This is a genomic window from Pseudomonas sp. CCI4.2 (genome assembly GCF_034350045.1).
Lineage (GTDB): Bacteria > Pseudomonadota > Gammaproteobacteria > Pseudomonadales > Pseudomonadaceae > Aquipseudomonas.
Genome location: NZ_CP133781.1, coordinates 1,491,426 through 1,517,014, shown reverse-complemented (window position 1 = coordinate 1,517,014; position 25,589 = coordinate 1,491,426). Strand labels below are relative to the sequence as shown.

General features: G+C 57.1%; 21 protein-coding genes and 1 pseudogene. 8 read left to right on the top strand and 14 right to left on the bottom strand.

Annotated features, from left to right (window positions below):
- Window positions 1–15 precede the first annotated feature (15 nt).
- The 4 genes from RHM65_RS06675 to RHM65_RS06660 all read right to left on the bottom strand — a co-directional run bounded on the left by RHM65_RS06675 (window position 16) and on the right by RHM65_RS06660 (window position 3,502).
- A complete protein-coding gene (locus tag RHM65_RS06675; protein ID WP_322166712.1) occupies window positions 16–1,098 on the bottom strand; it encodes a 5-(carboxyamino)imidazole ribonucleotide synthase in 1,083 nt (360 codons plus the stop codon).
- A gap of 9 nt (window positions 1,099–1,107) precedes the next feature.
- Window positions 1,108–1,599: a 5-(carboxyamino)imidazole ribonucleotide mutase gene (gene purE / locus RHM65_RS06670; RefSeq protein ID WP_322166713.1), complete on the bottom strand. Its 492-nt coding sequence runs from the start codon at window positions 1,597–1,599 to the stop codon at window positions 1,108–1,110.
- Between the two features lie 234 nt (window positions 1,600–1,833).
- Window positions 1,834–2,394: a hypothetical protein gene (locus RHM65_RS06665; protein WP_322166715.1), complete on the bottom strand. Its 561-nt coding sequence runs from the start codon at window positions 2,392–2,394 to the stop codon at window positions 1,834–1,836.
- Between the two features lie 187 nt (window positions 2,395–2,581).
- Window positions 2,582–3,502 carry a LysR substrate-binding domain-containing protein gene (locus RHM65_RS06660; protein ID WP_322166716.1) on the bottom strand — a complete coding sequence of 307 codons (921 nt, stop codon included), beginning with the start codon at window positions 3,500–3,502 and terminating at the stop codon, window positions 2,582–2,584.
- 184 nt (window positions 3,503–3,686) lie between these two features.
- Here RHM65_RS06660 and aspA point away from each other — a divergent pair, with 184 nt between their 5' ends.
- Window positions 3,687–5,111, top strand: a complete 1,425-nt coding sequence (gene aspA, locus RHM65_RS06655; RefSeq protein WP_322166717.1) for an aspartate ammonia-lyase — start codon at window positions 3,687–3,689, stop codon at window positions 5,109–5,111.
- A 175-nt stretch (window positions 5,112–5,286) separates the two neighbouring features.
- Window positions 5,287–6,290 (top strand): annotated as a pseudogene (locus tag RHM65_RS06650) (asparaginase).
- Window positions 6,291–6,382: 92 nt separating this feature from the next.
- On the opposite strand, the gene RHM65_RS06645 reads toward RHM65_RS06650, so the two are convergent.
- Window positions 6,383–7,270: a bestrophin family protein gene (locus RHM65_RS06645; RefSeq protein ID WP_322166719.1), complete on the bottom strand. Its 888-nt coding sequence runs from the start codon at window positions 7,268–7,270 to the stop codon at window positions 6,383–6,385.
- A gap of 92 nt (window positions 7,271–7,362) precedes the next feature.
- On the bottom strand, window positions 7,363–7,524 hold the full coding sequence (locus RHM65_RS06640; RefSeq protein WP_322166720.1) for a hypothetical protein: 162 nt from the start codon (window positions 7,522–7,524) through the stop codon (window positions 7,363–7,365).
- Here RHM65_RS06640 and tkt point away from each other — a divergent pair.
- Window positions 7,523–9,523, top strand: a complete 2,001-nt coding sequence (tkt, locus tag RHM65_RS06635) for a transketolase (protein ID WP_322166721.1) — start codon at window positions 7,523–7,525, stop codon at window positions 9,521–9,523. The two genes, RHM65_RS06640 and tkt, sit on opposite strands and share 2 nt — an antisense overlap.
- A gap of 104 nt (window positions 9,524–9,627) precedes the next feature.
- Here tkt and RHM65_RS06630 read toward each other — a convergent pair whose 3' ends face one another.
- Both RHM65_RS06630 and RHM65_RS06625 read right to left on the bottom strand, forming a co-directional pair.
- Window positions 9,628–10,839 carry a YeeE/YedE family protein gene (locus RHM65_RS06630; RefSeq protein ID WP_322166722.1) on the bottom strand — a complete coding sequence of 404 codons (1,212 nt, stop codon included), beginning with the start codon at window positions 10,837–10,839 and terminating at the stop codon, window positions 9,628–9,630.
- Between the two features lie 44 nt (window positions 10,840–10,883).
- Complete coding sequence (locus RHM65_RS06625) at window positions 10,884–12,440, bottom strand: PLP-dependent aminotransferase family protein (RefSeq protein ID WP_322166724.1); 1,557 nt, start codon at window positions 12,438–12,440, stop codon at window positions 10,884–10,886.
- Window positions 12,441–12,528: 88 nt separating this feature from the next.
- Between RHM65_RS06625 and RHM65_RS06620 the strand changes: the two genes are divergently transcribed.
- From RHM65_RS06620 to RHM65_RS06605, 4 genes are all read left to right on the top strand, one after another.
- The gene (locus tag RHM65_RS06620; protein WP_322166725.1) at window positions 12,529–13,152 is read left to right on the top strand and encodes an FMN-binding negative transcriptional regulator; all 624 of its coding nucleotides are present in this window, start codon (window positions 12,529–12,531) and stop codon (window positions 13,150–13,152) included.
- 10 nt (window positions 13,153–13,162) lie between these two features.
- The gene (locus tag RHM65_RS06615) at window positions 13,163–13,609 is read left to right on the top strand and encodes a GNAT family N-acetyltransferase (protein ID WP_322166726.1); all 447 of its coding nucleotides are present in this window, start codon (window positions 13,163–13,165) and stop codon (window positions 13,607–13,609) included.
- A 16-nt stretch (window positions 13,610–13,625) separates the two neighbouring features.
- A complete protein-coding gene (locus RHM65_RS06610) occupies window positions 13,626–14,297 on the top strand; it encodes a GNAT family protein (RefSeq protein ID WP_322166728.1) in 672 nt (223 codons plus the stop codon).
- A gap of 445 nt (window positions 14,298–14,742) precedes the next feature.
- Complete coding sequence (locus RHM65_RS06605) at window positions 14,743–15,705, top strand: transposase (protein WP_322184536.1); 963 nt, start codon at window positions 14,743–14,745, stop codon at window positions 15,703–15,705.
- 279 nt (window positions 15,706–15,984) lie between these two features.
- Here RHM65_RS06605 and oadA read toward each other — a convergent pair whose 3' ends face one another.
- On the bottom strand, window positions 15,985–17,793 hold the full coding sequence (gene oadA / locus RHM65_RS06600) for a sodium-extruding oxaloacetate decarboxylase subunit alpha (RefSeq protein ID WP_322166729.1): 1,809 nt from the start codon (window positions 17,791–17,793) through the stop codon (window positions 15,985–15,987).
- A 103-nt stretch (window positions 17,794–17,896) separates the two neighbouring features.
- Window positions 17,897–19,312, bottom strand: a complete 1,416-nt coding sequence (locus RHM65_RS06595; RefSeq protein WP_297837925.1) for an acetyl-CoA carboxylase biotin carboxylase subunit — start codon at window positions 19,310–19,312, stop codon at window positions 17,897–17,899.
- 206 nt (window positions 19,313–19,518) lie between these two features.
- Between RHM65_RS06595 and RHM65_RS06590 the strand changes: the two genes are divergently transcribed.
- The gene (locus RHM65_RS06590; protein ID WP_322166730.1) at window positions 19,519–20,484 is read left to right on the top strand and encodes a LysR family transcriptional regulator; all 966 of its coding nucleotides are present in this window, start codon (window positions 19,519–19,521) and stop codon (window positions 20,482–20,484) included.
- On the opposite strand, the gene RHM65_RS25290 is transcribed toward RHM65_RS06590, so the two are convergent.
- From RHM65_RS25290 to RHM65_RS06570, 4 genes are all read right to left on the bottom strand, one after another.
- Window positions 20,423–20,569, bottom strand: coding sequence for a PA3496 family putative envelope integrity protein (locus tag RHM65_RS25290; RefSeq protein WP_369124696.1), 147 nt, complete (start codon window positions 20,567–20,569; stop codon window positions 20,423–20,425). The genes RHM65_RS06590 and RHM65_RS25290 overlap by 62 nt on opposite strands.
- Before the next feature lie 297 nt (window positions 20,570–20,866).
- Window positions 20,867–21,733 (bottom strand): transcriptional regulator HexR, encoded by an 867-nt coding sequence (gene hexR, locus RHM65_RS06580; protein WP_322166731.1) that lies wholly within the window; start codon window positions 21,731–21,733, stop codon window positions 20,867–20,869.
- Window positions 21,734–21,898: 165 nt separating this feature from the next.
- Window positions 21,899–22,201, bottom strand: coding sequence for a DUF2845 domain-containing protein (locus RHM65_RS06575; protein ID WP_322166733.1), 303 nt, complete (start codon window positions 22,199–22,201; stop codon window positions 21,899–21,901).
- Between the two features lie 679 nt (window positions 22,202–22,880).
- On the bottom strand, window positions 22,881–25,418 hold the full coding sequence (locus RHM65_RS06570; RefSeq protein ID WP_322166734.1) for a putative bifunctional diguanylate cyclase/phosphodiesterase: 2,538 nt from the start codon (window positions 25,416–25,418) through the stop codon (window positions 22,881–22,883).
- Window positions 25,419–25,589: the final 171 nt, after the last annotated feature.

Here is a 25,589-nt window from a genome sequence, read left to right as displayed (position 1 = left end):
GCCGAAGGCCTTGGGTCAGGCCTTGATCAGCGCTTGAACCTTTTTGATCTGCTGATCGAGGGTGGCCCGATCAACGCAACGCAAGGTCGCGTGCCCGACTTTGCGCCCGACCTTGAACGCTTTGCCGTAGTGGTGCAAATGGCAATCATCAATGGCGGTGACTTTAGCCACCGCAGGCACTTCGCCGATGAAATTGAGCATCGCGCTCTCACCGATCTTGGCCGTTGAACCCAGTGGCAAGCCTGCCACCGCCCGCAGGTGGTTTTCGAATTGGCTGCATTCGGCACCTTCGGTAGTCCAATGCCCGGAGTTGTGAACGCGCGGTGCAATTTCGTTGGCTTTCAGGCCGCCGTCGACTTCGAAGTATTCGAATGCCAACACACCCACGTAATCAAGCTTCTTAAGTACACGCCCGGCGTAATCTTCGGCCAGGGCCTGCAGCGGATGATGGGTGCTGGCGATCGACAAGCGCAGAATGCCGTTGTCGTGGGTGTTGTGGACCAATGGGTAAAACCGTGTTTCGCCATCACGACCGCGCACGGCAATCAGCGACACTTCACCGGTGAACGGTACGAAGCCTTCCAGCAAGCACGCCACGCTACCCAGTTCGGCAAAGGTGTTGACCACGTCCGCCGAGGTGCGCAGGACTTTTTGGCCCTTACCGTCGTAACCGAGAGTGCGGGTTTTCAACACTGCGGGCAGACCGATGTTGGCGACCGCCGCATCCAGATCGGCTTGCGAATGGATATCGGCAAACTCCGGGGTGGGAATCCCGAGGTCTTTGAACATGCTCTTTTCGAACAAGCGGTCACGGGCAATACGCAACGCTTCGGCACTTGGATAAACCGGGACGAACTGCGACAGGAAAGCGACGGTTTCTGCGGGCACGCTTTCGAATTCAAAGGTCACTAGATCAACTTCATCGGCCAACTGCCGCAAGTGATCCTGATCGCCATAATCGGCACGCAGATGCTCGCCCAACGCAGCCGCACAAGCGTCTGGTGCAGGGTCAAGAAAAGCGAAGTTCATCCCCAGCGGAGTGCCCGCCAGAGCCAACATGCGACCCAATTGGCCGCCACCGATTACACCGATTTTCATAGAAAAACCTCAGGCGTCGCGCGGATCTGGATTGTCCAGGACGCTGTCTGTCTGGTCAGCGCGGAATTTTTTCAGCACTGTATGGAATTGCGGGTGCTTGGCGCCAAGAATACTCGCCGACAGCAACGCTGCATTGATCGCGCCTGCTTTGCCAATGGCCAAGGTGGCCACGGGAATCCCGGCGGGCATCTGCACGATCGACAGCAAGGAATCGACACCCGACAGCATCGACGACTGCACCGGAACGCCCAACACCGGCAAATGAGTCTTGGCCGCACACATGCCCGGCAAGTGTGCAGCGCCACCAGCGCCAGCAATGATGACTTCAATGCCCCGCGCTTCGGCCTGTTCGGCGTACTGGAACAGCAGGTCTGGCGTTCGGTGAGCTGACACCACCTTGACTTCGTAAGGGATGCCTAGCTTATCCAGCATATCGGCGGTGTGGCTAAGGGTGGACCAATCGGACTTAGAGCCCATGATCACGCCAACCAGTGCGCTCATCGTCGTGCCTCTTCTATTGGGCGCCCGCAAGCGCGTCAAAAAACAACAAGCCACGCGGGGAAAACCGGCGTGGCTTGTTGTACGAATAATGACCGGTCGAACCGGCCAAAGGCCGCGCAGTATACCGTAAAGCAGCGGGAAGACAGCCCCTTTGTGACCAGTAGTCAGCAGCGTGTCGCAGCGGCCTTGGTTGAGATGTTGGAGCTCAACCGCTTATAGACGACCTGACACACACTAGTCGTCAGACCTAAGGAAATTGGCGATATTCTCCCGATTCTTTAAGCTGTACCGGTATGCATTACCCCGTTTCCTATCTCGATGCGGATACACGAATGTCTCACTGAGAAGGCCGAATGAATTATATTGCAACTCCGCATCTTCATGGGTGGCGCCGAAACTATGCCCTAGTTCATGACCAATATTCTGATAGGCCACCAACGAAGAGATCAAACAGTTGTGCCCCTCGTAAGTTACACCCAATATTGTATCGTTTAGTTTGTCGCTAGTGACTAACAGGTAGCGGTAGGTTTTCTTCCAAGAGAGGTTATTTTGTACTACATAGCCTCCAACCCGACGAATCCAGTCTTCCAGCACCGTTCTCTCGTGGCCTTTGTAATTGAAGTCTGTCACGCCTTCGATGGAACGCTTGTACTCAATAATGCATTCACGGCCAGTGATTTTCTTAATTTCGACAATACAGTCTTTCAGGTAATTACGAGGAACAATACGTTGCGTGTCGGCATCGACATCGTCGTGATAAAAAACGAATAGTCGAATGGGTTGTTTGGCTGACATGTTAAATCCCTTTAATAGTACTCGCCCATCGTCATGACAGGCGGAAGATCGAGGGCACTTACCCTCGACCTCAAAATTACAACTTAAAGAATTTAAATACACTCAGACATCAACAACAAAGAATGTAGTCTCTGCTAATTGCAACATGTAGGAAACGCACTCCTTGCGCCATCGCACTGCTAACTCCCTAACTGCCGTCGTGAGACGCCGACTGCCCCGCAGTCTCCAACTTGCGCCACAACAACCGCACATTCGCCTTGCGCACCAGCGCGCAGCGATACAGACGAATTTCCAGTGGCACATGCCATTGAACGCCGCCGCAGACCACCAATTCGCCCCGTGCCAGCTCCGCGCGAACGCTTAACTCCGGTACCCACGCGATGCCCAACCCTTCAAGCGCCATGCCTTTCAAGCTGTCGGCCATGGCCGTTTCGTAGACCGTGGTAAAGCGCACGCTGCGCTGACGCAGCAGTAAATTTACTGAGCGCCCGAGAAACGCCCCGGCGCTGTAGGCCAACAACGGCACGCTGGCATCGCCCTCCAGATCAAACATCGGCTGGCCATCGGCATCAGCTGCGCACACCGGCAGCATTTCGGTGTGTCCCAAATGCAGCGAGGGGAAAATCTCGTTATCCATTTGCAACGCGGCGTCCGGATCATAGAACGCCAGCATTAAATCGCAACCGCCTTCGCGCAAGGCATGCACCGCTTCACCCACATTGGTCGCCACCAACCGCGTAGCGATGTTTAGGCCTTCATTACGCAACTGAGCGATCCAGCGCGGAAAAAAGCCCAACGCCAGGGAGTGCGCAGCCGCGACCTGCATGACTTCGCCCTGTCCGCCCTCCAAGTGGTGTAGGTGGCGTAACACTTCGCCCAGTTGTTCAACGACGGTCCTCGCGGTCACCAGAAACAATTGCCCGGCAGCCGTGAGTTCTATGGGCGTGCGCGAGCGATTGACCAACGTCAGGCCCAGCGCTGATTCAAGGCTGCGAATTCGGCGGCTGAAGGCGGGTTGTGTCACAAAGCGGCGCTCGGCCGCCTGGGAAAAACTACGGGTCGCGGCCAGGGCACTAAAGTCCTCCAGCCATTTGCTTTCAAGATTCATGGGGTCTCCTGCCAAAAAACGCATACCTGCGTCTACATACGCGTTTCAAAATCGTAACGTCACATCAACAGTATGCCGTTTACGCATAGGTCAGCGCTTAACAGCATTTGCTCCAAATTGCCTACAAGCCTAGCATCATCAGCGTTCCGGCACCCTTCGTGCCTCTCTTGAGACTATCTCTATCATGTCCTCCGCCGCATCATCGCGTACCGAAAAAGACCTGCTTGGCGTTCTCGAAGTACCGGCTGATGCCTATTTCGGCATTCAGACGCTACGGGCGGTGAATAACTTTCACCTCTCTGGCGTGCCGATTTCGCATTACCCAAAGCTGGTTGTGGCATTGGCGATGGTCAAGCAAGCCGCCGCTGACGCAAACCACGAGTTGGGCCACCTGAACTCAGCCAAGCATGCAGCGATCAGCGAAGCCTGTGCACGGCTGGTTCGCGGCGATTTCCACGACCAGTTCGTGGTGGACATGATTCAAGGCGGCGCGGGCACTTCAACCAACATGAATGCCAACGAAGTCATCGCCAACATCGCGCTGGAGGCCATGGGCCACAGCAAAGGCGAATACCAGTTCTTGCACCCGAACAACGACGTGAACATGGCGCAGTCGACCAACGATGCTTACCCGACGGCTATTCGCCTGGGCCTGCTGCTGGGTCACGATTCACTGCTCGCCAGCCTCGACAGCCTGATCCAGGCCTTTGCAGCCAAAGGCAAAGAATTCAACCACGTCTTGAAAATGGGCCGGACCCAGTTACAGGACGCTGTACCGATGACCCTTGGACAGGAATTCCGCGCCTTCGCTACTACCCTCAATGAAGACCTCAATCGGCTGCGCACCCTGGCGCCAGAACTGCTGACCGAAGTAAACCTTGGCGGCACCGCCATCGGCACCGGCATCAACGCCGACCCGCGTTATCAGCAATTGGCGGTAGATCGTCTGGCAATCATCAGCGGCCAACCGCTGGTACCGGCTGCCGACTTGATCGAAGCCACTTCCGACATGGGCGCCTTCGTACTGTTCTCCGGGATGCTCAAGCGCACCGCGGTCAAGCTGTCGAAGATCTGTAACGACTTGCGTCTGCTGTCCAGCGGCCCACGCACCGGGATCAACGAAATCAACCTGCCAGCACGTCAGCCAGGCAGCTCGATCATGCCCGGCAAGGTCAACCCGGTCATCCCGGAAGCGGTCAATCAGGTGGCTTTTGAAATCATCGGCAACGACCTGTCGCTGACCATGGCGGCGGAAGGCGGTCAGCTGCAATTGAACGTGATGGAGCCGCTGATCGCTTACAAAATCTTCGACACCATTCGCTTGCTGCAGCGCGCCATGGACATGCTGCGCGAGCACTGCATCGTCGGCATCACCGCCAACGAAGCGCGCTGCCGTGAACTGGTCGAGCACTCGATTGGTCTGGTGACTGCTCTGAACCCGTACATCGGTTATGAAAACGCGACCCGTATCGCTCGTATCGCCCTGGAAACCGGCCGTGGCGTGCTGGAATTGGTACGCGAAGAAGGCTTGCTCGACGACGCCATGCTCGCCGACATCCTGCGCCCGGAAAACATGATTGCCCCGCGACTGGTGCCGTTGAAAGCCTGACTTTAACGCCACGTCGCACAACGTTCACCAGGTCGAGGGACTAGACACCTCTCACCTTTTGAGGGCCTGAAGATCACTCTCCAGGCCCTTTTTTTGCCTGCTTGTTTTTACTTTTAACCGTCTACGCCATACCTTACGACTCACGCCAATCCCTGACCTGTCTAGAGAAAACCCAATGAATAGCGACACGCAGTCACCCGCTCAGCAGGTCATGGTGCTTTATACCGGCGGCACGATTGGTATGCAGGCCAGCGCCAACGGGCTGGCCCCGGCGTCGGGATTTGAAGCGAGGATGGCCGAACAACTGGCCGCGCAACCGGACCGTCAGGTGCCCAACTGGCGGTTTCGAGAATTGCTGCCACTGATCGACAGCGCCAATATGACCCCTGCCTATTGGCAGCGCTTGCGTGAAGCGGTGATTGAAGCAGTGGATGTCGATGGCTGCGATGGCGTGCTGATTTTGCACGGCACCGACACTTTGGCCTACAGCGCGGCTGCCATGTGTTTCCAGCTGATTGGATTGAATGCGCCAGTGGTGTTCACCGGCTCGATGCTGCCCGCTGGCGTAGATGACAGCGATGCCTGGGAAAACCTCAACGGCGCCCTACTCGCCCTTGGCAAAGGCCTGAAATCCGGCGTACAGCTGTATTTCCACGGTGAACTGCTGGCGCCGACCCGTTGCGCGAAAATCCGCAGCTTTGGGCGGCATCCGTTTGCGGCGTTGCAGCGCACGCGGGGGGCGAGTCGGCGCAGCCGATGCCGAACGCTCTGGATTATCGCCAGCCTAAAACCATCGCCAACGTCGCCGTGCTGCCGCTGTTTCCAGGTATCAACGCTCAGCACCTAAACGCGGTGCTCGACAGCGGCATCCAAGCGCTGGTCCTCGAATGCTTCGGCAGCGGCACCGGCCCGAGCGACAACCCAGAGTTCCTCGCCAGCCTGAAAAATGCTCATCAACGTGGCATCTGCGTGGTAGCAATCACCCAATGCCATGAAGGCGGCGTCGAACTGGACGTTTACGAAGCGGGCAGCCGCCTGCGCGGTGTCGGCGTATTGTCCGGCGGCGGCATGACCCGAGAAGCGGCGTTCGGCAAACTGCATGCGCTGCTGGGTGCGGGGCTTGGGATAGAAGAAGTACGACGGTTAGTTAAACTGGATGTGTGTGGGGAATTGCTCTAACAAAAAACGCCAAAGCCTTTGTAGGGGCCAACTTGCTGGCGAAGTGGATACCGCCTCGCGAACAAGTTCGCTCCTACAGGGTTATAAATAATCTATATATCAACCCGCTCCACCTGAGCATCCCGCAACATTGAGTCCAAGTTGCGCTCGATATTCGTGCACAGCGCTGTCATTTGAATTTCATGCTCGCTGGCCAGAAACGGGCTTTGCAGATCGGTGCCGATTTTCTCAATCGCCAGCAGCATGAAACCCACTACGGTGGAGGCCAGCGGCGTGAACCAGCCAAGCGTTTCCACCAGACCGATGGGTACGATCACGCAAAACAGGGTGATGAACAGCCTTGGAAAGGCCACATACGGGTAAGGCAACGGCGTGTTAGCGATGCGTTCCATGCCGCCTTGGCAATTAGAAATTTCCACCAGCGTGGATTCGATTCGTGCCAACCGAATGCTGTCCAGGTGACCGGACTTGAACTCTTTGGCCAGCAGCGCAGCAGAGGCATTGAGCAAATCATTGGGAAAATTGTTGGTATCGTGACGACGGTCAAACTCCTCGGGGGAGATCAGCGCCTGCACTTCTGCGCCGCAGGTCTCACCTTTTAAATGCGCCGATAAACATTTCACGTAAGCCACATGCCGGCGTAGCAGCACGGCTTTAACCGGATTAATGTCTCCATTGTCGTCAATAAACGTCAAGGCTTGCCGGGCAAAACTGCGGGAATTGTTGACCAAACCGCCCCACAAGGTTCGGGCTTCCCACCAGCGGTTGTAGGCACTGGAATTGCGAAAGCTGGTCAGCACGACCAACGCCGAACCCAGCAGTGTCAGTGGCAGCGGGGGCAAGGTGACCTTGCGCTCCAGATAAAGCATGAAATCGACGGTGACGATGACATCCCAGACCAACAGCCAAACCAGCGACCACCCCACATAAGACAGGGTTCGGACCAAAAACTGATACTTCTCAACGATTGCCTGCTGCAAGCGATTACCTCGTTCGACGACAACACGAGCGCTGTCCCCTGGGGTTCGAATGCTTTTTGCTCAAATGGTTCGGCACCGACGGATCTGAAGTTTCATGGAACAAACTCGCCTTTTTCGTGCTCAACACCTATCTGGATGTTCAGCAGCACGTCACCGAGGGTAAATTCAATGGGCTCGTCTTCAACGTCTTCCTCCATCGAACAGCGCACCACGCGCGACCAACTGTGCATTAACACCATTCGCACGCTCGCCATGGATGCCGTCCAAAAAGCCAACTCCGGCCACCCTGGAACACCGATGGCACTGGCGCCGGTAGGTTACACAGTCTGGAATCAATTTCTGCGTTATCACCCCGAGCACCCCGATTGGCCAAATCGCGACCGCTTTGTGCTGTCGGTCGGCCATGCATCGATGCTGCTGTATTCATTGCTGCACCTGGCCGGCGTGATCGAAATCGACGAACACGGCCAACCTTCAGGCAAACCGGCGGTCAGCCTGGAAGACATCAAACAGTTCCGTCAGATGGACTCCAAAACCCCCGGTCACCCGGAATACCGCATGACCACGGGCGTCGAAACCACCACCGGCCCGCTGGGCCAAGGGTGTGCCAACAGCGTGGGCATGGCCATGGCTGAACGCTGGTTGGGCACGCGCTTCAACCGTCCCGACGCAACGCTGTTCGATTACAACGTTTACGTGCTGTGCGGTGATGGCGACATGATGGAGGGCGTGTCGTCCGAAGCGGCATCGATTGCCGGCCATCTCAAGCTCGCTAACCTGTGCTGGATCTACGACAACAACACCATCACCATCGAGGGCCACACCGAGCTGTCGTTCAACGAAGACGTGCAGACCCGGTTCAAGGGCTATGGCTGGAATACGCTGCACGTCACCGACGCTAACGATACCGTGGCGCTGGCCAAAGCGATTGAAACCTTCAAACACAACCAAGACGCCCCCACATTGATCGTGGTTGACAGCGTGATTGGTTATGGCGCGCCGCATAAGCACAACACCGCAGCGGCCCACGGCGAACCCTTGGGCGTGGAAGAAATTCGTCTGACCAAAAAATTCTATGGCTGGGACGAGAACGCCAGCTTCCTGGTGCCGCAAGAGGCCCAGCACTGCTTACGAGACGCCCTGATTGAACGCAATAGCGCAGAGTACGAAGCGTGGGAAAAAACCTTGGCCGAGCTTGGCAACAGTGACCCGACCCTAGCCGATCAGTTGCGCCGGATGCGTGCTGGCGAGATGCCCGACGATTGGCAGGATGAGCTGGAACAATTCGAAACCGACGCAAAAGGCATCGCATCCCGTGCCTCCGGCGGCAAAGTTCTCAATGCGTTCGCCTCGAAAATCCCATGGCTGATGGGTGGCTCTGCCGACTTGTCGCCCTCGACCAAGACCAACCTGACATTCGACGGCGCGGACAGCTATTCGGCCGAAAACTATGGCGGGCGCAACCTGCACTTCGGCATTCGCGAACACGCCATGGGGTCAATTGCCAACGGCATGGCGCTGTCATATATCCGCCCGTACACCTCGACATTCCTGGTGTTCAGCGACTACATGAAACCGCCAATTCGTCTTGCGTCGATCATGGAGCTGCCGGTGATTTTCGTCTTCACCCACGACTCCATCGGTGTCGGTGAAGACGGGCCGACGCACCAACCCATCGAACAGCTGACCCAACTGCGCTCGACGCCCGGCCTGCTGACATTGCGCCCCGGCGATGCCAATGAAACCGTTCAGGTCTGGAAGATCGCCCTGGCGCAAACCAATCGGCCGTCGTGCATTGTGCTTTCGCGCCAACCGCTGCCGACGCTGGATCGCTCGGTGTATGCCAGCGCAGAGGACACGGCTCGCGGCGCTTATGTGTTGGGTGACGCAGGGCACGGTCAGCCGGAAGTAATCTTGATCGCCACCGGCAGCGAAGTCGGCATGACCGTACAAGCGTACGAGAAGCTCAAATCAGAAGGCATCGCGGCGCGGGTGGTTTCAATGCCCAGCTGGGAACTGTTCGAGGATCAAGACCAAGCCTACCGCGACAGCGTATTCCCGCCGAGCGTCACTGCCAGGGTGGTGGTTGAACAAGCTGGCCCCGTGGGCTGGGACCGCTACGTCGGCAACACCGGAGCCAAAATCGTCATGAACACCTTCGGCGCCTCGGCTCCGATTGAGAAGCTCCAAGCCAAGTTTGGCTTCACCGTGGAGAATATTGTGAAGGTGGCGAAGGCGCAGCTAGAGAAATAGCCTGCGGGCGAGAGATAAATGCAATTATTCCTGCGCTAAATTCATTCTTTAGCCAGAATAATTGCATTTTTTGTCTAAACAATCGCTGCAGTTACCGTTCCTATTCAGCACCCACTCAACGCCACCTGCGGACGCTCACCGACAAAGAAATACGGCCGCAATTTCACCCCGACGCCATTCCCAATAAACGCCGCCACCAGCCACACCCAGCCGTGCAAGCTGCCGGAGGCGATGCCGCTGAAGTAGGCGCCGATGTTGCAGCCGTAGGCCAGGCGAGAGCCGTAACCCAACAACAGACCGCCGATGACTGCCGCGATCAATGAGCGGGCGGGGATTTTCAGGTTGGGTGCGAAACGTCCGGCCAGCCCTGCTGCCAACAGCGCACCCAGCATAATGCCGATGTCCATGACACTGGTGACGTCTTCCCATACCGGCGCAGCCAAGGCTTTGGCGTTGCCCGGGAGTTGCCAAAACACCCAACTGCCAACGTCCACGCCTAGACCACTGGCGACTTTGGCGCCCCACAACGCGAAAGCCGAGGTGATTCCCCATGGCCGACCGGCGAGTGCCAAGGTCGCGTAGTTGAGCAACGCCAAACCAATCGCGCCCCATACCAATGGCCAAGGCCCGCGCAGAAAACGGCGCAGGCCGATGTGCTCGCTGGTGACGCCTTCCTCAAGCTGACCATGACGGCGCTTTTCCAGGCGCACGGTCACCGCCGCAATAATCGCGAACAGCGCCAGGCTCATCACCAACGCGGGATAAACCCCGAAGCTTTTGACGATGGAAATCGCCGGAAACGACGGCAGTGAAAACCACCAATCGACGTGATGAGTAGCGATAAACGATCCGACAATGAAAAACAGCAGCGTCACTAACATCCGCGCGTTGCCGCCGCCGACGGTGAACAAGGTGCCCGATGCACAGCCGCCACCGAGCTGCATGCCAATACCAAACATGAACGCGCCGACCACCACGGAAATACCCGCAGGCGCCACCAGACCCACCACTGGCTGACCGAATAAGCTGCCCGCGCCCAGTGCGGGAAAGAACAGCACCACGGCCACCGCCAGCATCACCATCTGCGCGCGCAAACCGGCGCCACGGCGATCACTGATAAATACCCGCCACGCCGAGGTGAAACCGAACGCGGCGTGGTAAAGGGTTAGACCCAACGCCGCGCCGACTACCAGCAACAACACCAGGCGCGAACCCACGCTGTTTTGCAAAAACGCAGCGCCGAATAACAACAAAACAAAGGCGATTAGTGGCGCGGCGGGCTTGCGTGCAGGCGTCGCAGAGAGAGGAAGACTCATAACGGATCTCGGTGAGTGAAGTGCAATGGCGCGAGTATAAACGCTTAATTCGCCCACACTTGGCGCAGCTTATCCAGCGCCTCGCGAATGCTTGGCTCAGGCATGGCGGCGAAACCCAAGACCAACCCTGCACGGTTATCCACAGGCTCAGAAGACGTCGGCAACCAATAATCGCTCAACGGGTTGATCTCAACGCCGACGCTTGCGGCCTTGTCGATCAATTCTCCCTCACGGGCCAAGGTGGATACCGGCACCGCAACGTGCAGTCCGGCGACGACCTTCGGCATCGCGCCACAGCCGCTGATGCCGTGCGGCCAGCCCGCCAACAACGCATCCCGACGACTCAGCGCAGCGCGGCGCATGCGACGGATGTGTCGCTGGAAATGCCCGGCGGCGATGAATTCAGCCATGACCGCCTGCGTCCCGACTTCGGAGTGACGCATGTCCACGGCTCGGCGCTGACTGAAGGCTTCCACCAACCCCAGCGGTAGCACCAAATAGCCCAGGCGCAGGGCCGGAAAAGCAATTTTGCCAAAGGTGCCGACGTACAACACCCGTCCGTTCTGATCCAGCGCCGCCAAGGGTGCCAATGGCGCACCGCTGTAACGGTACTCACCGTCGTAATCATCCTCGACGATCCAGCCTTGAGTCCGTTCTGCCCAAGTAAGGATTTCAAGGCGCCGCGCCAAACTCATGGTCACGCCTGTCGGGTATTGGTGTGACGGCGTGACATACGCCAGGGTGCAATCGCTGTGCAGTAGTTCGGAACAACGCATGCCTTCGTTGTCCACGCCGATGCCGTGCAACTGCGCCCCGGCGATGGCGAATGCGTGGGCCGCTGCGCGATACCCCGGATTTTCCACCGCCACCGCGTCGCCCACTTCGACCAACAGCTGTGCACAAAGGCTAATCGCTTGCTGTGCGCCACTGGTGATTACTATTTGTTCAGGGCTGCAATGCAAGCCTCTGGAACTGCGCAAATAGGCCGAGATCAACTCGCGCAGGCGCCAGTCTCCTGCGGGCTCGCCGTATCCCAGCTTGCCCAAGTCCGGGTTGCGCCAAAAAGCGGCGTGTAACTTACCCCAAACGCCGAATGGGAACAGGTCAAATGCCGGCACGCCCACCCGAAACGCCCGTGGAGCATCGCCTCGCGGTGGCGGCAAATGATGCTGTTGAAGCAAATTCAGTGCGGTGTTGTAGACAACTTTTTCAGGCTGAACGTGACCCGAATCAGACGAAACTGTGGATAAGGCTGTGGGTAAGCCTGTTGATAAGCCTGTGGACACTTTTGTGGATAACTTAACTGCCTTCTTTGACGCGACCGATGGTGACGCAAGCTGCGCAACGTAAGTGCCGTCGCCAATGCGCCCTTCGGTAAAACCCTCGGCATAGAGCTGGTCGTAGGCGCGCATGACGCTGTTTCGGGAAATCGACAACGACGACGCCAGATCCCGGCTGGCGGGTAACCGTGTGCCACTGCTCAAACTGCCGTCGAGAATCCGCTGGCGTAGCGTTTGATAGAGCTGACGGCTCAGCCCACGGCTGGGATCAAGTTCGATACCGGCAGGATCGAATGGAAAAGAAGAAGTGCTGAACGCCATGAATTGGCCCTACGAAATTGATCGTTAATGGCTCTTACAACCAACCAATAGCGTGCCTAAGATTTAGCCATCCGCCAAGGAAAAACTCATGTACCTACCCAGCGCATTTAAAGAAGAGGATCTCGCCCTCCTGCACCAGCAAATGGAAGGCACGCGCCTCGCCGTTTTGGTCACCCACGGCGCGCTGGGCTTACTGGCGAACCATGTGCCGCTGCTGCTCAGCCCGGACCAAGGCCCGAACGGCACGCTGCACGGGCATTTGGCCAAAGCCAACCCGCAGTGGAAGGAGCTGGCCAGCGGCGCCGAAGCCCTGTTGATCTTCGCCGGCCCGGACGCCTACGTCAGCCCGTCGTTTTACCCGAGCAAGGCCGAACATGGCCAAGTGGTGCCCACCTGGAATTTTTTGGCGATTCACGCCTATGGCACGCCCGAAGTGTTTCACGACGCGAGTCGACTGCTTGATCTGGTCAGCGCTTTGACCGACAAGCATGAAGCCGGACGCGCCATGCCTTGGGCGGTGGAGGACGCGCCAAAGGAGTACATCGACAAAATGCTCGGCGCCATCGTCGGGTTTGCCGTGCCGATCACCCGGCTCGAAGGCAAGCGCAAGCTCAACCAGAACCGCAACGCGGCTGACATTGCAGGCGTCCGTGACGGACTCGCCGCCAGTGCCGCGCCCAATGACAACGAACTCGCCCGACTGATGCGCTAAGGAGCCATTGATGACCGACATACAGATCCGCCCCGTCACGCCGGAAGACCACGCCGCTTGGCTGCCGCTGTGGAAAGCCTATTTGACGTTCTACAAGACCGAATTGCCCGACAGCGTCAGTGACGTCACTTGGCAGCGAATCCTAAACCCGAGCGAACCCACCAACGCTGCCCTCGCCTGGAGCGGTGACAAAGCGGTTGGCATGGTTCACTTCATCTACCATCGCTCTAACTGGAGCATCAAGAACGCTTGCTACCTGCAAGACCTGCTGGTCAGCCCGGAGCAGCGCGGCACCGGGGTCGGCAGGCAGTTAATCGAATACGTCTACGCCACCGCCGCTGAAAATAACTGCGACAAGGTTCATTGGCTGACCCACGAAACCAATGCCACCGCCATTCAGCTGTATGAACGCATTGCCGAACGCCCCGGTTTCATTCAATTTCGTAAACCGCTCTAGCCCTGGAATTCTGCTCATGTCGACCGCTGAACTGCACTGGCAAACGGCTAAGTTGCCGAATGCCAAACCCATCGAAGGCCGCTTCATACGTCTTGAAAAACTGGACGCCGTGCGTCACTGCGATGGTTTATGGACCGCTTTGCAGGGCCCGAATTCCGACCCGAAGCTGTGGGATTATTTGCCGTATGGCCCGTTCAACCAACGCGCCGAGTTCGACAACTGGCTAAGTCGCCTCGCAGCGGGGAACGACCCTTGGTTTTACACCGTGATCGACCGCGAGACCGGAATCGTGGACGGCTGCCTGAGCCTGATGTCGATCGTCCCTGATCATGGCCGAATCGAAATCGGCCACGTGATGTTTGGCGGCGCCATGCAACGCACCGCCAAAGGCACCGAGGTCATTTACCTGCTGGCCAAAGAGTCCTTCGCGTTGGGCCATCGGCGTTTGGAGTGGAAATGCAACGACAGTAACCAGCGCTCCAAACGCGCCGCCGAACGCTTCGGCTTTACCTTCGAAGGCACCTTCCGCCAGCACATGGTGGTGAAAGGGGTCAATCGGGACACCACGTGGTACTCGATAACCGACGCGGAATGGCCAGCGTTGCAGCAAGCGTTTGAAGGCTGGTTGGCCGTGGATAACTTTGAGGGTGGGCAGCAGATTCGATCGTTGGAAACTTTCCGAGGCTAATGGCACAGGCCGTAACTGTGGGACCGATTTCATTCATGCGTTGAGGTGGTCTCAGTAAACACCGGCAACTGAGCTGCCGAAGGCTGCGAAGCCGGCACGGCTCTGGGGTTTCATTGGCACGGTTGATAGCAAGCAGCCACGAATCCTGGGAGTAGGCTTGCCTGCGAAGAGGCCCATAATCACGCCGCTAATGTCACCCTGAAACCTGGGTCGCCTGCATTGACGCTTTCGTTGGCAAGCCAACTTGTATGTTTAAACTTGAAGGGGTGGGTGGGACAAAAAGCCAAACATCTGACTCGTACAGTACAGACCGTGGGAGACTTTCGTCCCACCCCTTCACCCAATGCGCCGATAAGGAATGCATCGGCTCAGACCGACAATAGAGACAAGTCAGCGCAACGGTGAACCCCGACAAGTCCTTAAACCCTAGCTCGGAGAACATGCGATGACAATCCTAACTGCACAGGTGGTCGTCGGTGTGGATGTTGCGAAGGCTGAAATCGTTGTTTATCGGTCCGATCTGCAACAAATCGAGATCGTTGCCAACGAGCGATCCTCGCTCAGAAAATGGCTCAAAAAACTTCCGGCGCACACTGCGATTGGACTTGAGGCCACCGGTATCTACCACCTTGATACGACCGAACTGGCCCATGACATGGGTCACGACGTGTATGTCATTGATGGCAGTCGTGTTAGCAAATATCGCGAGTCTCTTGGTATTCGTGCAAAAACAGATGCCTCGGATGCTCATTTGCTGGCGCGTTACCTGACTAAAGAGTCCGATACACTGAGGATCTGGAGCCCGCCTCCAAGAGCCTATACACAGCTCAAAAGCCTGCTTCTGCGCCGTGCCAAGTTGATTCAATGCCGCGTAAAAATGAAACAAAGTTGGGAAGCTGAAAGCCAGATGGAAGAGGCGTTTGACGAGTTTTTGGCCGCGATTGATCATTTCGAGAAAGCGATCCAGACGACTCTGAAAGCCCTTGCTGAAGAAGCTGGAATACAGGAGCAAGTGAAACGCTGCCAGGCCGTAGAGGGCGTGGGCGTACTGACCGGAACTGCAATGGCCACTGCATTTATACGAGGTGATTTTGCCAACAGCGACGCGTTTATCGCCTTCCTGGGGCTGGACCTGCGCGTCAGGCAGTCAGGACAAAAGGATCAAGAAAGGCGCCTCTCCAAACGAGGGGACTCGGAATGGCGGCGTCTGCTGCACAACAGCTCCATGGCTGCCAGTCGGTCTAAAACGTGGAAACCCTTTTACGAGAGTTACCTGGCTAGAGGATTCAAGGCCACTCAAGCGCTGGTGATCCTTGCTCGCAAGCTGGCGCGGGTAATGTTTTCCCTGATGAAAAACAAAACGAAATACACCCCCAAAATTTGGTCTGGGGGTTGCGCTCAAACATAGAATCTCCCACAGAGTTTTTTGGCAGACACGAAATAGTCGGCACTGAAAAATCTTATCGCAGCCTTGGGCAGCTCAGAATTCTGAAAACAACGACATATGTGGGACCGAATTTATTCGGGAAGGCGTCGTATCAGGCGCCGATGAGGTTGGATGTGAAATCCATTCCCGAATAAATTCGGTCCCACAGAATTTCGGGCAATCCCACAGGTTGAATTCGAAATTAAAAAAAGGGGAGCCACAAGTGCTCCCCCCAGAGTAAACAGTTAAGCGGGTATCGAATCAGCCCTCGATTTCCACCAGGATTTCGCCTGGGTTGACGCGGTCCCCTTTGGCGACATGAATCGCCGTGACTTTGCCCGCGATGGTGGCCTGTACTTCAGTCTCCATCTTCATCGCTTCGGTGATCAGCAAGGCCTGACCGGCTTTGACCACGTCGCCCTCTTTGACCAATACTTCGACGATGTTGCCCGGCATGGTGGTGCTCACATGGCCCGGTTCTGTCGCTTGCGCGCGCTTGCCGATGCCGCCACCCACGAATTCGTTGAGCGGTTCGAAAACCACCTCTTCCGGCATGCCATCGATGGTCAGGTAGAAGTGACGCTTGCCGCCGGCTTTGACGCCGACACCGGTGATGTCGACGCGGTAGCTTTCACCGTGTACGTCGATCACGAACTCAGTCGGTACGCCCTCGCCGCCCGCTTTGCTGACACCGCCCGCTTCGGGAATTGGCAACAGCTCTTCAGGTTTCAACGTGCCCGCTGCGCGCTCTTCGAGGAATTTGCGCCCGATATCCGGGAACATGGCATAGGTCAGCACGTCTTCTTCGGACGTGGCCACCGCACCTATTTCAGCCCGCAGCTTGACCATTTCCGGCTTGAGCAAATCCGCAGGGCGCACGTCGATCAGTTCTTCGTTGCCAATGGCCTGACGGCGCAGCTCTTCATCCACGATACCCGGCGCTTTACCGTAACCGCCTTGAAGGTACAGCTTCACTTCGTTGGTGATGGTTTTGTAGCGCTCACCGGCCAGCACGTTAAAAAACGCCTGAGTACCGACGATCTGAGAAGTCGGGGTGACCAGCGGCGGGTAGCCGAGGTCTTTACGAACCCGAGGAATTTCCGCCATCACTTCGGCCATGCGGTTCAGCGCGCCCTGCTCTTTGAGCTGGTTGGCCAGGTTGGAAATCATCCCGCCCGGCACTTGGTTGACCTGCACACGGGTGTCGACAGAGGTAAATTCACTCTCAAACTGGTGGTATTTCTTACGCACTGCGTAGAAGTACAAACCAATTTCCTGCAGCAGTTCCAGGTTCAAACCGGTATCGAATTCGCTCCCCTTGAGCGCAGCGACCATCGACTCGGTGCCCGGATGGCTGGTACCCCAAGCGAAGCTGGAGATGGCGGTGTCGATGTGATCGGCGCCGTTTTCAATCGCTTTCAGCTGACACATGGCGGCCAGACCAGCCGTGTCATGGGAATGAATGAACACCGGCAGCGATTGCTCAGACTTCAGCGCCTTGACCAATTCGCCAGTGGCATACGGCGTCAACAGGCCGGCCATGTCCTTGATCGCCACCGAGTCGCAACCCATGGCTTCCATTTGTTTGGCTTGGGCGACAAACGCGTCGATGGTGTGCACTGGGCTCGTGGTGTAAGCGAGGGTGCCTTGGGCATGCTTGCCCGCCGCTTTCACCGCTTCAATCGACACCCGAAGGTTACGAACGTCGTTCATCGCATCAAAAATACGGAACACATCGATGCCGTTGACCGCTGCCTTGGCCACGAAAGCACGCACCACGTCGTCACTATAGTGCCGATAACCCAACAGGTTCTGACCGCGCAACAGCATCTGCAAGCGAGTGTTAGGCAACGCCGCACGCAACTGGCGCAGGCGCTCCCACGGGTCTTCTTTCAGAAAACGGATGCAGGCATCGAACGTCGCGCCGCCCCACACTTCCAGCGACCAATAGCCAACCTTGTCGAGCTTTTCGCAGATCGGCAGCATGTCTTCAGTGCGCATGCGAGTGGCCAACAGCGACTGATGAGCGTCACGCAGGATGGTGTCAGTGACGAAGATTTTCTTAGACATTCAAAAGCTCCTTATAGCGACAAGCTGCGAGCTTCAAGCGACAAGAAAAAGCGTAATCGGCTTTTACTTGCAGCTTGCCGCTTGAAGCTTGCCGCTAACTTATTCATAGGCCTGCGTGGGCGGCAATGGCGGCGGCGATGGCCAAGGCCAGCTCTTCGGGTTTGCGCTTGATCGAATAGTTGGTCAGTTCTGGGTGGGCTTCAACGAAGCTGGTGTTGAACTGGCCGCTACGGAATTCCGGGTTACGCAAAATTTCCTGGTAGTACGCCGCCGTGGTCTTGACCCCTTGCAGGCGCATGTCGTCCAGCGCGCGCAGGCCACGGTCCATCGCCTCTTCCCAAGTCAACGCCCAGACGATCAGCTTCAGGCACATCGAATCGTAAAACGGCGGAATCGTGTAGCCGGTGTAAATCGCTGTGTCCGTGCGCACGCCGGGACCGCCGGGCGCGTAATAACGGGTGATCTTGCCGAAGCTCGGTAGGAAGTTGTTTTTCGGGTCTTCGGCGTTGATCCGAAATTGCAGGGCGAAACCACGGTGAATGATGTCTTCCTGCTTGACCGACAACGGCAGGCCGGAAGCGATGCGAATTTGTTCACGGACGATGTCGATGCCGGTGATTTCTTCGGTGATGGTGTGTTCCACCTGCACCCGAGTGTTCATTTCCATGAAGTACACCTCGCCCTCGGCGAGCAGAAACTCCACGGTGCCAGCGTTCTCGTAGCCCACCGCCTTAGCCGCACGCACTGATAAGTCGCCGATGTAAGCGCGTTGTTCAGGGGTCAACTGGGGGCTGGGGGCAATTTCGATCAGCTTCTGGTTACGACGCTGGATCGAGCAATCACGCTCGAACAGATGAACGACGTTGCCGAAGCTGTCGCCGAGAATCTGGGCTTCGATGTGCTTGGGATTGACGATGCATTTTTCGAGGAAGACTTCCGCCGAGCCAAAGGCTTTGGTGGCTTCCGAGATCACCCGAGGAAACGCCTGCTCCAGTTCTTCAGGGCTGTTGCAACGGCGAATGCCGCGACCGCCACCGCCGGAGGTCGCCTTGAGCATCACCGGATAACCAAGGCGCTCGCCTTCGACCAACGCTTCGGCGATGTCCGCAACGTTGCCTTCGGTGCCCGGCGTCACGGGCACGCCCGCCTTGATCATGCTGCGGCGCGCTTCGGTTTTGTCGCCCATGCGGCGAATGACTTCAGCCGACGGACCGATGAATTTGATCCCACGCTCAACGCAGATATCCGCCAGTTCAGCGTTTTCCGAAAGAAAACCATAACCGGGGTGTAACGCGTCACAACCGGTTTCCACGGCCAGATTGACCAGCTTGCGCGGGTTCAAATAGCCAGCGAGCGGTTCGGCGCCAATGCTGTGGGCTTCGTCAGCGCGTTTCACGTGCAGCGCATGACGGTCGGCGTCGGAATAGACCGCAACCGAGCGAATGCCCATCTCGGCGCATGCACGCACGATCCGGACAGCAATTTCACCGCGGTTGGCGATCAGGATTTTTGTTATCACTGGCATTCCTCGACTGATAAGCCTCGACCGTTAGAACAGACGAACCGGCTGAGCCGTTCGGCGTGTGACCCGCATACTCCGATGAAGTCGCATGGCGAGAGCTACCCTAAGCCGTGAGCAAGATTAATAAAAATCAGTAAAAGTTGGGTTGTGTATAAGTAAAACCTTATAGTTGCTTTCATCGGCGTTTAGAGAAGGTGAAAAGTATGCGCAAGTCATTGATGCGTATGACATTAAGACAGCTGCGAATTTTTAATGAGGTCTGTGACTTGAAATCCTACAGCCGGGCGGCTGAGGAAATGTCTCTTACACAACCGGCTGTTAGCCTACAAATTCGTCAGCTAGAGGAGCTTATTGGGCAACCGTTGTTTGAATACGTAGGCAAAAAACTCTACCTGACGGAGGCTGCGGACGCGCTCAAAGCCGCCAGTCGCGACATTTTTGGGCGCCTGGAAAACCTCGATATGCAACTGACCGACATGCAGGGTTCGTTGCAGGGTCAGCTCAAATTGGCTATTGAATCCAGCGCCAAGTATTTCGTGCCGCATTTGTTCGCCGCGTTTAAACGGCAATACCCCGACGTCATGCTGAACCTGACGGTGGTCAATCGGACGCAGGTTATCCGGCGGCTGTCGGACAACCGGGATGATTTGGTGGTGATGTCGATGGTGCCGCAGGACATGGGCTTGGAATTCATGCCCTTTCTCAACAATCCGATCGTGGCCGTGGCACCGCCGGATCATCCGTTGTGCACTGCCGAAACGCTGACGCTGAAGGACCTTGAACCGTACTCACTGGTGATTCGTGAGGCCGGCTCAGGCACGCGCAAAGCGTGTGAAGAATACTTCAAGGAAAAGCGCGTGCACTTTAGTCACACGCTGGAAGTCGCATCGAACGAAGCCCAGCGTGAAAGCGTGGTAGCCGGTTTGGGGTTAGCGATGCTGACTCGCCACGCGTTAAGCCTGGAACTGGCCACCGGCATGCTGCGCGAGCTGCCGGTAGCCGAGTTGCCGCTGTACCGCAGTTGGTGCGTGGTGCAAGCCAAGGACAAACCGTTGTCGCCAGTTGCCCATGCCTTTCTTGCTTTCATCCGCGCCGAACGTGCGCAGATTAGCCAGCTTGTTGAGCGTTTCGACGGGAATCTACCGCGCTTTGTTGCCACACGCTCGTGACTGGGCCCAAGTCGAAATAATCAGAAAGCTCTTGGGCCAGCTGTCGTTGTTCGGAATAACTTTCGATGGCGCGTCGGAACTCCATGCGGCGCTGATCTTCCTGCTGCCGACGGGTATTTTTGGAGGTGTTGCCAGCGGTCGTGGTCGTGGCGTGCTGTTGTGATTCATCGTAGTGCCGAAGCATGTCCTGTCTCCCATCACGTTGCGGGAGCTTGAGCATGAACGCTGGGAATGACGATTACGCGGCGATCAGATGACAGAGCGATGAATGATTTTTGACGAGATTCTGCTGTTAACCGTGTGAACTTCTTCGCGAATGAATTCGCTCCCACAGGGGAATGCAATTTATCTGTGGAGCGAATTCATTCGCGAAGACGGTCTTTTAGTCGTCGAGGTTTTTGATTGATTTTGGCGATAAGCGAAGGCTACGAAGGCTGCGTTTTACACTTTTGAGGTGGTTAACCAAACTCGGCCCGCGGGCCATGGCCACGCCCATCGCCAGTACATCGATGACGACCAGGTGGGCAATGCGAGACGTCAGCGGCGTATAGATTTCTGTGTCTTCATGCACATCAATGGCCAGGTTGATGGTGGCCAACTCCGCCAGCGGCGTTTGGCTTGGGCACAAGGTGATCAACGTGGCACCGCTCTCGCGGACCAGATTAGCGGTGATCAGCAAGTCCTTGGAGCGACCCGATTGGGAAATACAGATCGCGACGTCGGAGGGCTTGAGCGTTACGGCCGACATGGCCTGCATGTGCGGATCGGAATAAGCGGCAGCGGTCAGCAGCAGGCGGAAGAATTTATGCTGTGCGTCTGCCGCCACCGCGCCAGAAGCACCGAAGCCGTAAAACTCGACACGTTGCGCAGCCGCCATGGCCGTTACCGCAGATTGCAGCGCGTGGGGATCGAGATTTTCACGAACCTCCATCAGCGTGTGCAGCGTGGTGTCGAAAATTTTCAGGCTGTAATCGGCAACCGAATCGTCTTCATGAATGGCGAACTGACCGAAGCTTGCACCTGCGGCCAAGCTTTGCGCCAGCTTCAGTTTCAGGTCCTGAAACCCGGTGCAACCAATGGCACGACAAAACCGCACGATCGTGGGTTCGCTGATGCCCACGCTGTGGGCGAGGTCAGCCATGGAGCTGTGCATCACGGCCGCAGGGTCAAGCAGCACGTGGTCGGCAACCTTGAGTTCCGACTTGCGTAGCAGATGGCGTGACTGGCCGATGTGTTGCAACAGATTCAAAGGGGAGGACTCAATGATGACGGCTTGGCCGGGATGTAGCTTTCTTGTAGTTATACTACATGACCTGCGGGCCGCACAGCTAAACGAGCCGGGGCGGAAGATATGTCGAAAATGACGCGCTCAAAATAAGAAATATCCGACGCGTCATCACGGACAATTCGGTGCCTATTTCCGGTCACTACGGATGCTTACCAGTTTCCCGTCAATGAAGCGCAAGTACTGATAAAGGCCGTTGGTCGGACCATACACCCAGTCCTCGACGGTGAGTGATTTGTAGGCCTGAACACCGTCGGCATTCACGGCGGGCGCCGACACTTGGCGATGGGCAGGTTGCCCGCACGTACTGACGACCACGCCGACAGTGTCGCCCTCATCAATCAAGCCGCTCGCGCAGCGCATCGATGCTTGGGCGCTGCCGCTTGCAGCCAACAACAGTGCGACGCCGATCATCCCTCTATTCAATGTCACACCACCTCTCCCATCACTGGTTCCGCGGGAGGGTCCGCCACGTCTTCGACGCTGCGCTGTCGCGCAGCAAACTGGGAAGCACTTTGTGTGCTTAGAGATTGCAGCGTGTCAGGACGGAAGCCTTCCCGAATAAATTCGGTCCCACAGATTTTGGCGCTGCACCGATTTTTGTAGGAGCTGCCGAAGGCTGCGATCAGGTCCGAAGGACCTTCGCCAACACGTTGGCTACAGATGGTCGCCCGCCTGTAGATCGCCCGTGAATTGAATATCAAATTACGGAAAGAGGCCCCGTGAAACCATGCGGCCGAACGCAGGCGTTGCGCAGGGGGTGACGAGGCAAGGATGCCGAGTAAGCCGTGCGCGGCCAGGGACGGCCGCTCACGGCGACCCCCGGAGCAACGCCGGAGTGAGGGAAGACCGAGCCTAAGCGAGGTCCTGCATGGTGGGGCAAGCGTTTTGGGTTACCTTTTTGGCGGTTGAAAAAGGTGACTCGCTGTAAAAGCGAAACCATAAGCTCAGCAACCACAAAGGCCGGATATACACGCCAAACCCGCGCCAACCCATTGTTTTAAAAAGATTAAAAAATAGTTTGATAAGAGCCAACTTGTTGGCGAAGCAGCATACCTGACACACCGCATCAGCCGCCTCGCGAACACGTTCGCTCTTACAGAGTCGTAGGTCACATCCACGTACCCGGCACATATTCGCGCAACAATTGCCCCACAGCGTCTGCCTCCACTGGCCGACTAATCAAATAGCCCTGCACTTCATCGCACCCGTGAGCGCTAAGAAACACCAACTGCTCGCGGTTTTCCACGCCTTCCGCGACGACTTTCAGGTTCAGGCTATGAGCCATCTCAATAATGGCGTGGGTGATCGCTGCGTCTTCGGTGCCCTCGCCCAAGCCTCGGATGAAGGTTTGGTCGATCTTCACGTAGTCCACCGGGAAGCGTTTCAAATAACTCAATGACGAGTAACCGGTGCCGAAGTCATCAATGGCCAGCTTCACGCCCAGGCCTTTTAGCTGATGGAAGGTTGCGATGATGTGCTCCACGCTGTCGAGTAGCTGGCTTTCTGTTAGCTCAAGCTCAAGGTATTGCGGCGCAAGCCCGGTCTCTTCCAGTACTTGGCGAACCAGACTGACCAATTTTCCCTGACGCAATTGATGGACCGACAAGTTGACCGAGACCCGAATCGGCTCAAGGCCCTGACGCTGCCATTCGCACGCTTGCCGGCAAGCTTGACGCAACACGAACTCGCCAATCGGTCCGATCAGGCCGGTCTCTTCGGCCAGGCCGATGAAGTCCGCGGGCGGCACCATGCCAAGTGTAGGATGGCGCCAGCGCACCAAGGCTTCGGCAGCGTTTAAACGGCCCGTCGCAAGGCACAGCTTCGGTTGATAAAAGACCTGCAACTGCTTTTCATCGATAGCTTTGCGCAGCTGATTTTCCAATTGAAGACGCTCCAGCGTGCTGGCCTGCAAGCTGTCGGTGTAGAACTGGAAATTGTCGCCGCCCAAATGTTTGGCGTGCTGCATGGCCATGTTGGCCTGGCTGATCAGCGCGGAAATCTCCCGGGCCGAATCAGGCAGTAAGCTAATTCCGACTGAGGCACTGATCACCAACTCTTGTCCATCAACTATCAACGGCATGCGCAGCTTGGCCAACAACCGGCTGGTCACCCGCGCCAGGCTGGATAAGTTGCCGTAGGCATCGAATAGCACGGCAAACTCATCCCCCGACAACCGCGCAATCGTGTCGGCCTCAGGCATTGCACTGCTCAAACGTCGGGCAACCTGACGCAATAGCTGGTCGGCAACCTCATGACCCAAGCTGTCATTGAGCAACTTGAAGCGGTCCAGGTCGATGTGCAGCAGCGCCAGCCCCCTGCCCCCCTGACGCACGCGCTGGTTGGCTTCGCGTAGACGCTCCTTGAACAACGAACGATTGGCCAGGCCGGTCAGCTCGTCGTAATGAGTGAGGTAACGCATGCGTTCCTCGGATTCACGACGCGCCGACAGGTCGGCGAAGAAGCCGACGATGTGGCTAACGTTTCCCCGAATATCGCGCACGACATTCAATTGAAGCCACTGCGGGTATAACGCGCCATTCTTGCGGGTTTCGACCAGCTCGCCTTGCCAACTGTCTGTGCGCCCCAACGACTGATGAATCGCAGAGAAGTGACGTTTTACATCTCGGCTGCACGCCAGTTCGGTGACGTTGTGCCCCAAAATGTCTTCCGGCGAGTAACCGGTAACCCGGCTGAACGCTTGGTTGGCGGTGACGATGATGTAATCCGGGTCGAGGATCACAATACCTTCGCTGGCAGCCTCGAAAACCGTTGCGGCTAACCGGCGGTGTTCTTCGAGGTGGTTGCTGGCGCTGACCTCACTCTCGCTCAGGGCCTGATTGGCCACGTCCAGTTCGCGGCCGCGCTGGGCGACTCTGGCTTCGAGTTCGATCTGAGCCTCGCGTAACGCCCGTTCAGCTCTGCGCCGCTGCTCGACTTCATGCGCCAATTCTTGATTAAGCTGTTCGCTCTGGGCATGGGCTTGCTGCAAACGTTCGATCAGCGCCTGATTCTGGAATCGCCTCAGCAAGCCTCGACGGACCAAGCGGTTGGTCTGCACCGCCACCACAATCAACGCCACCAGCAAAATCAGCCCGAGCCAAGCCCACCCGCGCAACTGCCCATCACCGCGCAAAAACAAGTAGACGATCGAGGGCACCAAGGACGTCAGGATGAAACTCAGGAACGCCGGCATGCTCACTGCGTAGGCGACGCTGGCCGACAACGTCGCCGCGCCGATCAGGCCGAACACCCAGGCTTGCTGCACGAAACTGTCGGAGGGCGTCAGGGCGAAGGTAGCGCTGGCAAGGGTCAGGCCACTGATCGAGGCCCCCAGCAGGAACATTCTGCGCCAGATCGGTTGTGCCTGACGCGACGGCGACGCCGCGTTAAACGCGGCTACCTGGATGACGCGCAAGCCCACTAATATCGTCAGCCAACCCAGCCAGATGCTGATCAGCATCTGACGCTTGGGACTCCACAATAACCCGCTGCAGATCAAACCATTGAGCAACATGAAGAGGGTCGGCAATAGCGACCCTTGATAAAGCAAACGTGTGCGATCAGTGGCAATCTGCTGGGCAAATCGCTCGCGGATCACTCGCCAGGTCGCAACAACGGCGCCCGAGGAGCTGATGCTAGAAGTCATAGGCGGTGTTCTTATAATGGTCTGGGCCTTAAACGTGGACGGAGCATACACAAGGCGCCCTCTACACCAAACTGTCGATGACATATAATCCTTGCGCTGCTTGGTTTGAACACCCTATTCCAGACGGCTCAGCCACGGCCCGCGCAGCTTCCAGCCCTGACTAACCGGTCA